The 12,133-nt window shown below is 51.9% G+C and carries 15 protein-coding genes; 4 read left to right on the top strand and 11 right to left on the bottom strand.

Annotated elements, in window-relative coordinates; genetic code table 11:
* Positions 1–82: 82 nt before the first annotated feature.
* From BM160_RS12580 to BM160_RS22275, 9 genes are all read right to left on the bottom strand, one after another.
* Positions 83–361, bottom strand: coding sequence for a hypothetical protein (locus BM160_RS12580; protein WP_092005757.1), 279 nt, complete (start codon positions 359–361; stop codon positions 83–85).
* Between the two features lie 12 nt (positions 362–373).
* Positions 374–1,972: a type II and III secretion system protein family protein gene (locus BM160_RS12575; RefSeq protein ID WP_369821780.1), complete on the bottom strand. Its 1,599-nt coding sequence runs from the start codon at positions 1,970–1,972 to the stop codon at positions 374–376.
* 26 nt (positions 1,973–1,998) lie between these two features.
* Entirely contained in the window at positions 1,999–2,850 is an 852-nt protein-coding gene (cpaB, locus tag BM160_RS12570) for a Flp pilus assembly protein CpaB (protein WP_092005754.1), read from the bottom strand.
* 30 nt (positions 2,851–2,880) lie between these two features.
* Positions 2,881–3,465, bottom strand: coding sequence for an A24 family peptidase (locus tag BM160_RS12565; protein WP_092005751.1), 585 nt, complete (start codon positions 3,463–3,465; stop codon positions 2,881–2,883).
* Between the two features lie 68 nt (positions 3,466–3,533).
* On the bottom strand, positions 3,534–3,782 hold the full coding sequence (locus tag BM160_RS12560) for a hypothetical protein (protein WP_092005748.1): 249 nt from the start codon (positions 3,780–3,782) through the stop codon (positions 3,534–3,536).
* A gap of 67 nt (positions 3,783–3,849) precedes the next feature.
* Positions 3,850–4,182 (bottom strand): hypothetical protein, encoded by a 333-nt coding sequence (locus BM160_RS12555; protein WP_092005745.1) that lies wholly within the window; start codon positions 4,180–4,182, stop codon positions 3,850–3,852.
* Between the two features lie 90 nt (positions 4,183–4,272).
* Positions 4,273–4,473, bottom strand: a complete 201-nt coding sequence (locus BM160_RS12550) for a hypothetical protein (RefSeq protein ID WP_092005742.1) — start codon at positions 4,471–4,473, stop codon at positions 4,273–4,275.
* Complete coding sequence (locus BM160_RS12545; protein ID WP_092005738.1) at positions 4,470–5,051, bottom strand: VC1465 family Xer recombination activation factor; 582 nt, start codon at positions 5,049–5,051, stop codon at positions 4,470–4,472. The genes BM160_RS12550 and BM160_RS12545 overlap by 4 nt, the downstream gene beginning before the upstream one ends.
* Positions 5,052–5,081: 30 nt before the next feature.
* Complete coding sequence (locus BM160_RS22275; protein WP_143093249.1) at positions 5,082–5,363, bottom strand: hypothetical protein; 282 nt, start codon at positions 5,361–5,363, stop codon at positions 5,082–5,084.
* Between BM160_RS22275 and BM160_RS12540 the strand changes: the two genes are divergently transcribed.
* From BM160_RS12540 to BM160_RS12520, 4 genes are all read left to right on the top strand, one after another.
* Positions 5,362–6,069, top strand: coding sequence for a PDDEXK family nuclease (locus BM160_RS12540; RefSeq protein ID WP_143093248.1), 708 nt, complete (start codon positions 5,362–5,364; stop codon positions 6,067–6,069). The genes BM160_RS22275 and BM160_RS12540 overlap by 2 nt on opposite strands.
* 2 nt (positions 6,070–6,071) lie before the next feature.
* Positions 6,072–7,988 (top strand): hypothetical protein, encoded by a 1,917-nt coding sequence (locus BM160_RS22270; protein ID WP_143093247.1) that lies wholly within the window; start codon positions 6,072–6,074, stop codon positions 7,986–7,988.
* Complete coding sequence (locus tag BM160_RS12525; protein ID WP_092005725.1) at positions 7,985–9,085, top strand: ATP-binding protein; 1,101 nt, start codon at positions 7,985–7,987, stop codon at positions 9,083–9,085. Before BM160_RS22270 ends, BM160_RS12525 begins: the two co-directional genes overlap by 4 nt.
* A 520-nt stretch (positions 9,086–9,605) precedes the next feature.
* Positions 9,606–10,757 carry a hypothetical protein gene (locus BM160_RS12520; protein ID WP_143093246.1) on the top strand — a complete coding sequence of 384 codons (1,152 nt, stop codon included), beginning with the start codon at positions 9,606–9,608 and terminating at the stop codon, positions 10,755–10,757.
* Between the two features lie 290 nt (positions 10,758–11,047).
* Here BM160_RS12520 and BM160_RS12515 read toward each other — a convergent pair whose 3' ends face one another.
* Together BM160_RS12515 and BM160_RS12510 are read right to left on the bottom strand one after the other, a co-directional pair.
* Positions 11,048–11,470 (bottom strand): universal stress protein, encoded by a 423-nt coding sequence (locus BM160_RS12515; RefSeq protein WP_092005719.1) that lies wholly within the window; start codon positions 11,468–11,470, stop codon positions 11,048–11,050.
* 25 nt (positions 11,471–11,495) lie between these two features.
* Positions 11,496–11,939 (bottom strand): universal stress protein, encoded by a 444-nt coding sequence (locus BM160_RS12510; protein WP_092005716.1) that lies wholly within the window; start codon positions 11,937–11,939, stop codon positions 11,496–11,498.
* Between the last annotated feature and the right edge of the window lie 194 nt (positions 11,940–12,133).

Below are 12,133 nucleotides of genomic sequence, written 5' to 3'. Positions count from 1 at the left end.
CCTCCTTTATTTAAATTTTAATAAACCATTGTTTATGTTTAACGGCTTCCGTTTATCAAGATGGCGGTTGGTTATATAGTTGCTACTTGCCCCCAATGGCGCCACCAATATTGATAATATTAACTGTTGGCGGCGGTGTTTTAAAGGTGTCCTGATAACGAATCATGGTTTCCTTGGCTGATTTGCCGTCCATGCCAATTGCTTGATCCGAATTGTTACTGGCCTCGGGGTTAATGGTCATTTGCAACCGGGCTTGCCTAACAGCATCGCCAAACCTTGCATCATAGTTAGGCGTTTGTGCTGAATAGTTTGCACAGCCACTAAGAAAACTGAAGCATATGGGGAAGAGTAGTATTTTCATTCATCGCTCCATTTATTGTTGGGCTGCTGGGTTGGTTGGAATAATCTTGGGCGGACTTGCGCTTTCCGTTGCTCCATTCAAGATTACTTCCGAGCGGGATGGAATAATATGGTTATCTGTCGGTAACATCACGGCTGTTGTCAATGGCTTTACCAGGCGCGGCGTGATCACAAAAATCAATTCAGTTTGATCGTTCTGGAATTCGGTGCTCCGAAATAGCGTGCCCAGTACAGGGACTTCGCCTACTCCTGGAAATCGGCTGACGCTTTCGGTGACGTTGTTTTTAATGAGGCCGGCGATAGCGAAGCTTTGCCCGTCATTTAGCTGGACGGTGGTATCCACGCGGCGGCTCGTGATGGACGGCAATACTGATGTCACACCCCCAACGGTAGTGAACGCCGATCCAGTTTGTGCCAACTCTGAAACCTCGGAAACGAGTTTGAGATTAATGCGAGTCCCGTCTAGAACAGTAGGGAGAAACTTGAGCCCAACCCCGAATTCTTTTTCTTCTAGCGTGATCGTGCTGCCGCCGCCTTCTCGGGTTTGCGCAACTGGTATAAAAATACGACCACCCGACAAGAAACTGGCTGACTGACCGCTGATGGCCATGATGTTCGGCTCAGCCAGCACACGAATCAGCCCATCTCTCTTTTGGGCTTCAATGCCCAGCAAGCTAGCGCTGCCTGCCCTTGGAGGCGCACCAAGAGGCAATTCGGGCGCTGCCAAAGTAGCTCCAGCTCTTCCCAATGGACCGCCAAAACCGGACCCTGCATTTCCAGCAAAATCCAACTTTCCAGCTAGCTTCCCAATAATTGCAGGACCTCCACCAAATATTCCCGATAGAAAACTTGCACTGCTGCCGGATGACAGAAGTCTTGAGTAGTCAATGCCGAACCGGTCAAGCAGCGTCTTGCTGACTTCGGCAATCTTGACTTCCAGCATGACCTGTTGCGGCGTCGAGATGCGCAGCATGTTGACGACCTTCTTGCCGTCGCCGTAGGCCGTTGCCAGGCTCATTACTTCGTCGAGCTTGATGGCGTCGCTGACCTTGCCGGTCAGCACGATGGCGTTTTCGGCGCCCCTGACCTTGATGCCGGTTTCCTCGGGCATCAACTCGGTGAGCTTGGCCTGCAGTGTGTCCGGATCGATGGTGACGATGATGTCCTTGACCACGCAGCGCCCGTCTGCGCTCTGCAGGACCACATTCATGGAGCCGGCCTTTTTGCCCAGAAAGAACAATTCCCTGGGGCTGAGCAGCGTGATGTCCAGGTCTGCCACGCCATCCGAGCCTTGTGCCGAAGCGGCTGGCGCGGCCGGTGCATTGGCTGGCGTGCCGGGGGCTGGTTTGTCATTCGGCGCAACCGCCCGGCCTGCGCGGCTGGACGACTGGCCGCCGACGAGCATGCGGGCTGCCGGGAAATCAAGCCGTATGACGCGTGACTTGCCAAGCGCCAGATAGGTGGGGGGGTCCACCCTCACTTCGCCTACACAGGGTTTTAAGCCTGAAGTGGCGCGTGGCGCCGGGTTGATGACCGGTTTGTCTTGGCCGAAGGATTGGCCGGTCAGGGCCAATGTGGCAAGCAAAATCAAGTTTTTGTATTTTTTTTGCACTTGGAACTACTCCGTCGTTGGTTTTTTTAGAAACAGTTGAGAACCCGAGAACCGTTCTGAATCACTTCGACGCATTCGGCCGCTGGCTGTGCGGCCGGGCTGGCTATAAATACTCTGGGCTTGTGGGTAGTCGTGGTGGTTGCCGCCACTTTCACGGCGGTGGGCGGCACTTCCTTTTCGCCAAAAAGCTGGCTCTTGGTAATGCCTGCGGTCGCTACCGTTTTCTTGTCGATCTGGTTGCGCAGCACCAGGGACAGGGTGCCGACACTGCGCGCTAGGTCGAGCTTTTCGGAGTCTTCCAGTGTCAGCTCCAGCGTGACGGCGCTGACAACCTTGGGCTTGGTGTCGTCCCGGCCCGATTCCTGGGCAACGGCCAGCACCAGCACATGCTCCAGCACGGTTTTGCTGATCTGTTTGCCTTCTTCGCCCTTGGCTCTGTCTTGCTGTGCGTTGACCATGACATCGACATAATTGCCGGGGAGTGCGAAGCCGGCCACGCCGACGACGTCATTGACGCGGACCGTCATCGCCCGTTTGCCTTCGGCAATGACGGCGGAAAGACCGCCTTGGGTGCCTACGGGCGCCAGCTTGCGCTCTAGCACCGCATCGCCGCGCAGCACGCTGACTTTGACGACTCGATCCTGCAGTTCCTTGATGTCTTTGAAGGCGCCAGGGGGGATTGACCCGCTGGGCCAATCTGTCGATGTCAGCATTTGTGGATTGATCTTGCTGCCCATCTCAATATCGACCGCAGCGATGACGACTTTATTGGAGGCAATATTTCCTTGTCGTGATACCCAGCCTGCTGCATAAACTGCAGCGGCCAGTCCAATCAACAAGGCCATAAAGAGCAGTCCGATGGCTTTAAGGTTTTTCATTGCTGACCCTCATAGGTATGGTTGTATTGCTTACGCATAACCCAACTGCTTTGCCACTACATAGGCAACTGTCCCAATACTGATGCAGATGCCATAGGGCAGCTTCCCTACCGACTTGCTTGCCTCAATCTGCACATCTGGCCTGAAACCACCAATGGCCGACATCATCATCATTTGCGCAATATTCTTTACGTTCCCCAACATCCGTATTAATGCCTTGTTAAACAATGAAAATCCCAGCGCCGCAATTCCACCCACAATGAAAGAAAATGCTACCGCGTGCAATGTATCACTCACGCCCAAGAAAGCACCCACCATTGCCATGAGTTTGACGTCGCCTGCGCCCATTATTTTTAATGCATAACATGGCAACATAATCAGAAAACCAAGCAAGAGTCCGCCCAGTGCCCAAAAAAAACCAAGGCGAAATGAAAACGGGACGAACGCACTGTAAATTAGTCCAAAAACCATGCCGCTGAAAGTTAACCAATTGGGAATTCTGAAGGTGCGAAAATCGCTCACGGAGGCTATTATCAAAAAAATCAACAAAACACCTGTGCGCGGATCTTTAACCAGTGCAGTCAAGAGTTCCAGCAATGCATCAAATTCTTGCATGATATATTTTATATTTACTTCTAAAAATTAATTTTGATGCTAAAAATTGAAAAGCCAAAACCATTGCCTTATATTTCTTTATGTAGGGCCAGCATAAAAAGTGCAAAAACCACGGCGATCATTGAGCCTATCAATAGATACTCCATATTCGATGCCCCAGTCTCTTCTTCTAAGAAGGTAATGAAGGCATGCGATAAATAATCGACAGACAACATGATTTCATCCATATTGACCATATCAAGTTTTTTTATTTGTTCAATTTGAAGCCAATACTCTTTTGCATGAATCAAATATAGCGAATCAAAAAATGTCAACATGAGCGTTGAGTCCTTTCTTGATCAGGACAAAGCGCCATTTTTTACGGAAACAGGCAGTACAAATCTACTAGTACTGCGTCCGGGAAGTAGAGGAACACAATGCCATCGCTATAGCGAAGAGTCCGAGCTCTGCGAGGTCGCGGCCTGCAAGACTTGCAACGCCGCCTGGGGTGTGAAACCGCTCGTCAAACGACGGTACGCCGTGCTTGGCCAGCTGGTGCTCGAGCTGGTCGCAGGCATCCATAAGACGCTCCAGCGTGCGCAGTGCCATGTTGGCGAAAGGCGAATAACCATCGCCCGCCCGCGCCAGATCAATCAGGTCGGCCGCCTCGGCAAGCACGCCAGAAAGGACGCGTTGCGACTCTTGGACGGTCGGAGGAATACACTTCTCAGTAGCCATTTTTGAACTCCGTATAAGTTCGGTTTTGGTCAGGGGAGGGCAAGCGCTCGATACGCCGCTCCCCCCGCTTTAATTCAATCAAACGCCCATTCAGGGACTTTTCAAGCCTCCTTCGGGGTCTGGGCGGGGCACGTAGCTCCGCACCGTCTTGTGTTCCTTGCCGGTGCCAGAGCAGGCCGGGCAGGGGGCGTCGGTTACCTGACGCTCATACGCAACCACCAGACCGGCCTTCTTGCGCTCCCGGTAGGCCTGCTGGTGCACGCTGTGCGACTTGGAATTCCACGAGCTCATAGCGCACCCCTCGACAGCTCGAAATGGGCCTTTGCCGTGGTCTGCCGCATTTCATAGCGTGGAAGATTTTGGCCAAAAGTCTCACGGGTGAGACTAAAGTGACGTGTTACAGGTACGCCACTTCGAATCGGGGAGTCGTCGGAGGCTGCGCCCCCCGCAAGGGGGACGCTAACGCATCCCTGCAGCGGATGCCGCAGCGCCGACAACTCAGCCAGGAGTGAAACCCGTTCGCGGAAAAGCTCACCAAATCCCCGAGCCTGACGAACCAGCATCGACCACCACGCGCCTTCGTGGGCGGCAATCGCCCAGCCCTCAGGCGTAACCAGCTTGCCACCGCTGAAGTGCCAGCCAGCCCATTGCTTGCTCGGAAGCTCCATAAAACGCTCCAGGCGCAGCACCCGAAAAACCATCCATGGGATCTGGTGGCGGCCGCACAACCAGTTTTGTAAAGTGCGCAGCGAGACATGCAGATGCTTCGCAGCCTCAGGGTATTTAAGGCCGCATTCGGCTAGCAGCGCACGCAGCCGCCGGGCGTGTTCAAGCCTGTCAGGAAAGAATCTTAAGTAATTTCTGTACATAACGCGGCTTTTACATCACTCTGGAAAAAGTCAGCCTCCAAAGAGAGTGACGAAAGATTGCTTAATTTTTACTAAGGCAATTTTTCGAACAAAACATCGCCACTGAGTCGCAGCACACAAGAGAACGGATTGCTGCAATTCGTTACGTTGAATCGCCCCGAGATTTGAGAAAATCAAAAAAACCGCAAGACCTCGGGGCGATTCACGACCTTGTCTTTGTCGTGCTTCTACAAAATCTGCTCCGAGGATCGGCTTTATCTCTTTGAGTTCAAAAACTAGGAGATATTCGGCCGAACAACGGAAAAGTCTCATGGACGCAAGTCGTGTCAACACGATAAAAGGGCGCGCGCCACTCAGGGCGAGTTCTGCAGTTCGTCAAGCTCTGGCTCGACGAGGCAAGGGCGTTGGTTCAATTTCCTATGCCTACAGTCCAAAAACACATCGTGACGTTGTCTTATCTAGTGATTTGGAGTTGTGCCACTTCTTGTCACTCGAGGGCCGTAGTGACGTCTATACGTATGACTTAGATCCAGACCGCATTCTGGCTCATCTAGGCAGTGATGGCTACGTTGGGAGTAAGCCCGATGCAATCGTCACGCTTCGCTCCAGACGTCGGTGTCTTGTTGAGGTGAAGTACCAGAGCGACGTCGAGAATGACTTACGTACGTCGTTACAAATTCAGGTACAACAGCAGGAGGCATTAATCATTGGAGCGGATTGGGGCCTCTATACAGACGAGCAGGCTTTCCAAGAGGAGCGATTTCTACACGATTGGCTCCAGGTTGTCGCGACGCTCTCTGGAGCCGTCGATATAACCTATAAAAATTTGGAGAAGGACATCATTGCTACGGTCGAGCAAGAAACCGAGATGTCTCTACGCCAACTTCAGCTTCGAAAATTCAGCGACTGGCCCGCAGTATTTTCGTGTGTCTTTCAACTGTGCCAGAGAGGCGATCTCCTTGACGATCTGCGTGAGAGCCCCTTAGATTGGTCTACCACCATCAGGCTAGGAAAATAGGCGTGATTGAACATACTTTGGAGGAGCTGGACTACTCGCGGTGGCCCAACGTAGTGGAAGAGGAGTTGTCGGAATCAAAACGATGCCGCTATAAGCTCCTAAAGCAAGCGATAGAAGAGGCTTGTGACGGTGTCAAGTCGTCGGCTATTTGCAAGAAATACCAGATATCCAGAAGTGGCATCTCATATCTTCTAAATCGATGCACGGCAGTGCATCGGGATGGACACTTATGGGGGTATCGAGCCTTGGTCAAAGGTTGTCGGCAGGCTGACTACAAGAGGCAGAAAGAGTCAACTCAAGTAGATGGCGCTGATGGATACGGTCTTGCCGGGGCATTTACTCGATTACTGAAGCAATACCCAGAAATCGAAGAAATTATCCGGAGGACGGTAGGCAAGAAAGAAGCCGGATTGAATGTGTCTTCCTTGCACCTTCGAATTATTAAGTACCTTAGACGTACCGGATTAACGACGAAAAACTATCCGCTAAACACCAAGCTAGCCGGATATGTCGCTCTAACGGAGCATATCAAGCGCTTGATTGAAGAGGGTGATAATCAACTCGGAAGAGCTCGCTATGGCCCCGACGTCAACGCAGGTTTGCAGGCGATGTCTGGCAAACGTGGCGTTTTGCGCCCCCTTTTTCCGCTTGAAATTGCTTGTTATGACGAGCAAGAATTTCCATTCATCGGAACACTTGTGATCGAAAACCAGGGCCAGGAAATCGATGTTCCGCTTAGTAGAGGATATTTTTGCCCACTGGTCGATCAATATTCTGCGGTAGTTCTGGGATATAGCCTTGCTATCTCTGCACGCTTTCGTGCCCTAGATCTACTGAAGGCCTATGAGTCGTTTATTACCCCCTGGCACCCTCGACAACTGAGTATTGAAGGTCTGAAATACGCTCAAGGGGCCGGTCTTCCCTCAGGGGTAGTCCCCCAGGCGCTCGGTCGACATATCGCAATCATTTCAGTTGACAATCATCTGTCTCATCTTGCAAATGCGGTGGTTTCCCACTTACGAGTTCGGACAGGCACCATTATCCGGTTCGGAAAGGTGCGCCATTGGATCTCGCGCCAAGTAGTCGAAGGCATATTTGCCGAGCTTCAACGACGGGGATTCATCCGATTGCCATCTACGACAGGCAGTGGCCCAGATGATCCGGCTGTTGATGACCCAGTCGGAAAAGCCATCAAATTCCGAATTCGCATGGAGCAGCTAGTCGATCTAATTGATGTGTTGGTGGCCGATCACAACGCTCATCCCCGACTCTCCCTTATGTCCAAGACACCTAACGAAGTGTTGGCGACGGCGTTAGCTGACTCCCCTCAGTTCTCGGTAGTGCCAAAGTTTTCGGAGGTATTTATGAATGATCCTCAAGTGGCCGTGGAGATCGTGATTGTCACGGTACGTGGCTCGCGGGAGAGTGGGCGACCTCCTCATGTACAACTAGACAACGGGACCTACACCAACGATCTTCTCCGGCAAGATTGGCCGATGATCGGCAAAAAAATGAAAGCTCATATTAAAGGTGATTTTCGGAAGATCCGTGTCTTTCGTGACAACGGCACGGAGTATGGCGTGCTAGGAGTGACCGGACATTGGGCTAGAACCTTTCATACACGTGAGACACGCAAAGAAATCAATCGACTGCACAAAGAGAAAGTCATCAACGCACAGTGCGAAGATCCCGTCACCATCTTCATGGAATACCTAGCAAAACAAGCTAGCCGAAATTCCCAATCGAAGAAACCCAAGATCACCCGTCAAGCAGGTCAGCTAGCCAACGCACTTCATGAAATGCCTACGCCGTCCTACCGTTACAGAACAGAGGACCCAGAAGACGCCAAGGAAGAACCTACGATGGAGTCGAGAAATCGCCGAGCTTTCTTCAGGGGGCAGAACGGAGATTCGCGATGACACACTCAGCGCGTTCAGTACTTGAAATGCAGATCAATCAACGTTTTTTGGCACACAGTGAAGGCTTTGAATTCCCTCAGGTTGCCGATACATTTAAACAGAGATTAGAAACGTCTATTGACGATTTGTTTGATGTAGATCTCAACCCCAAAAAGCAGCGTATTGGGCTTGCAGCTAGACATCCGATGCTCGATCAGCGCTATACGATCCTGACGCATGAAATCGAACAATTCCATAATCTCTCATATGACTGGGCAATCGCCAGAAAGAGTGGGCTTTATTTCACTGGTCTACATCGGCAGGGTAAAACTACCGCCATAAAGTCAACCATTGTTAGCCTTCGGAGTGAGTTGCCATTCATCGCTTTTCTCACCTGCAACGGACAACGGTTGACTAACAAAAGTAAGGAGGCGTTTTGTCGCTACCTGCTGGAATCATGGGGTTACCCTGCCAGCGCTATCAGACGTGGGGTTAGAGTTGAAAATGTCCTTGCCAATCTGATCATTGTCCAGTGCGCGGAAGTCGGTGGAATTCAGTGTGTGCTGCTGATAGATGAAGCACAGTTGTTTTCGGTCGTGCACTATCGCTATTTGTTGGAACTATGGAACTCCTTGCGGAGCCAGGGCTACATCTTGTGCACCATTCTTGTTGGACAAATGGATTTGCTGCAGTTACGGGCCATCACCGACGAATTGGATCACGGCGCTGTGGTATCCCGCTTCTTTGTTAGTGGGCACACCATGGGTGGCATCAAGACACCCAGCAAGCTAGAGGAGTTGTTGAGCCACTATGACGTTGAGCTCTCTTATCCCATAGGCCGTGAGTGGCCTTACAGCCGTTTCTTTTGTAAAGAGGCGTTTGATCGGGGGTGGCGTCTGGGGGGGGAGTGGAGGAATTACTGGACTGCTTTAACCAAGGTTAGCAACGCTAAGGAAAAAGAAATCAAAACATCGGGATTTCGTATGGCGTGGATCGTGGATGCCGTCCACGGCTTCTTGCTTGATGCCATGGCAAAAGACAGTGCATCATTTCATGGAACGGTGTCCATGTGGGAGGACTTGCTACAGCAAGGCACAGATAGCAAATTTATTGTTTAAGCCTTTTATGCAAAGCAATCAGTTTATTTTTGCTTGCCCGCAGATGCTGTGGACGCAGCCCCGAACGTTTCGTCTGGAAAGCCCTTGGATGGCTGTTCAGCGATTTATGTTTCTGAACGATCTGAGTGGCCCCAACTACACTCATCTTATGGAGGTACCGATAAACTCCCGACGTGTCCTCAGTACTAGTCGTTATGACTCAGCGCGGAGTTGGGAGTTTTCAGCCAGCGCTCTCAACCCTACAGTCCAGATTTTCTTTCGTGATTTAGAGAAAAGTCGAGCAATCGCAGACTTTTCCCGTCATCGACATCTTGTTGATCCGGCGCGCGAGATTCGTTATTGCCTGAGTTGCCTGCAACACTGCTTTCATTGGCCTTACTTTCAGTTCCCAGCCGTGCTGCGTTGTCCACTTCATGACGAGGAACTGCGGACTCGTTGCCCAAAATGTGGTGCGCCATTGGGTCACAGTGAATTTGTGCCTAGCCGATTCCCTCAGCCGCTAGCTTGTCCATCTTGTCGTATGCCATTTGTCGTAAAAAATCTGGCAAATCATGCCACTGACGGTTTTCCTGAAGCGGAGGAGGTTTTTTTCATTGCAACTAAACAGTTGAATCGGCTAATGCAGGTAAAAGTGGTAGATCTTGCTCGTAATGATATTGAGTTTGACTTCGACACCTCGGCTGTGGCCAAACTGTATTTCAACTGTCTCTACAAGACAGCATATCCGAATGAGAAACATCCTCCTTGGCTATTTGGTCTAGATACCTGCATCCGAGGGCCTGCGAATATTCGCATTCGGAGGCATGACACGGTCACACGTGAAAGCGTTGACGATGCAGACGGTGAATATGTCGAAGATCGATTACTCGAACTGATGCGGATTTACAAGTCGGTGGGGCGCCATCTTGCGAAGAAGGTTCGTCAAATCTGCGGCCATGGAAGGTATCGACGACTTGCATTCAGTTATGAATACATTGCGTTTTACGGCAATGAGTATTATCTGCTGATGCCAGCCGACAGCTGTCCATGTTGTGCAGTCCTAGATTGGTGGCGAGCCAGGTTGGCCAATCAGTTTGGCCTACGACAGTACTTGATGAAGAGCTTCATGAAAGGGCCGCACAAGCTCGCCATCTACCGCGATTGGCTTTGCGATATATTTCCAATGGAGGCTGAAGATGCCGCGTTCTCAGCACTCGCTATTTTCACCAGCTTGTCTATCCGAATGTTGGGCCTACTTGGAGGGCAACGCGAGGATGCAGGGCTATTGCTCGAGCTATATCGCGGATTTGTTGTGAAGGATATTCGCTCCGTTCGAACGACCGACCTTCGGCTGCGACAACAGTACTTCGGAGAGGACTCCTTGAGACTGTATATTCCGCGTCACCGTGTTGTTAGAGAAACTATTCGCACCGAACTAGATGGACAACGACGTGATTTCTGTTTTTCCTTTGATTCGGCGTTTACCGCATTAAAACAGTGTAGTGAGATTCGACGGGCGGGACTGCTGTGGACACCACGCCACACCCTAGGGAGCTTCACTGTTTCTGAGCCAACCAGGTATCCGAGGTGGTACGAGGATATGGCAATTCACGCGAATAATCGCTACTGGCGTTCAGCGCGTGATCGTGAACAGTGGTGGGTTAATGCTATCCTTACGCGCCAGGTGCATTAGTTTTTACCGAGCACCTTCACTTGGTAGTATCCGCGCGTACTTCGCAACAATATGCATGGAGGGCGCGCTTGCCTACGCCGATGGCCAAGAGTTGTTCATACTCGGTCGGCCTGTACAGCTCTGCCAATTCACGGGCTGTCGGATCGGGTTTTAGGCCGGGATAGGCCGTCTAACGAAGACGTGGTCATTCGCGGGGACTACTCCGCTTGGCAGCTTTGCGTCCCATCGTCTCAAGCCCGATGGGTGTCGGAGGCAGGCTCGTGAAACGAGGTTTACAGCTGCTAAAGGCCTTATTTGACCAGCAATACTGGGATTTCGCTGTCGGTGACTACGCGTTGTGCCACGCTCCCCATAATTGCACGACCTAGCAGGTCGTGGCCATGAGTGCCCATGACGATCATGTGTGCCTGCTCGCGCGTGGCGGCGCGGATGACTTCCATTGCGGGAATACCAACTACCCAGGCTGTGTGAAACTGCATCTTGTGGCGCTTTAGAAAGCGTTCGATCGGCTCGAGCACCCTATTCGCCTCATCTCGGTGGTATGCATTTACCGTAGCGGCTCCCACCATGGTCTTGACGCGCGGCGGAACGGGTGGCTGCACGTTGAGAACGACCAGTTCGTCCTCGGGGCCGGCCAGGCTTTCGTGGGTGACGAGAAAGGCCAGGGCTTTCTTGGTGAATTTGCTACCGTCAGCGGCGAACAGGATTTTCATCTTCTTCTCCTGAGTGAGAACCGTTTCAGCGCAACACTAGCACGGGAATACTGCTGTGGGTTAGTACATGCTGGGTTTCGCTTCCCAGCAGGATGCGCTTGATACCCTTGCGGCCATGCGAAGCCATGACGATGAGGTCGCATTTGTGTTTCTTCGCGGCTGCCATGATTGACTCGGCTACCAAGTTTGAACGCGCCACCACGGCCCTGGCCTTCACGCCTTCAACGTGGGCGGCCTCCTTTACGGCATCGACTATTGCCTGGCCGCTGTCGGCCCACTGCTTTTCGATGCGGCTGACTTCCTGGGGCGAGATCGAAATGCCGCCCTCGAAGTAGCTCACCGGGTAGCGCGGCACGACGTAGAGCGCCACCAAAGTGGCGTCAATGCTAGCGGCCAACTCGATTGCGCTACGAACGGCCTTTTTCGAAAGCGTTGAGTCATCGGTGGCGACAAGGATGCGGTTGTACATTTTTTTCTCCTTATTAATAGTTGTCAGCTTAGGGGGCGGATCCGGCCCCGGGGTTGATCTAGATCAACTGCGCGGACATGGATGGAGGCGCGGTGAACGGGGTGCTAGCCGCGTCCCAGGGAGTCTGGGTCTTTCTTGATGTGGTTGACGTGGTGAAATGAATGCGGGTGCGGTCAGATCTGGTCCCGGACTAG

The sequence above is a fragment of the Polaromonas sp. OV174 genome, assembly GCF_900112285.1.
GTDB lineage: Bacteria > Pseudomonadota > Gammaproteobacteria > Burkholderiales > Burkholderiaceae_C > Polaromonas.
This window is presented reverse-complemented; position numbering and strand designations above follow the sequence as displayed.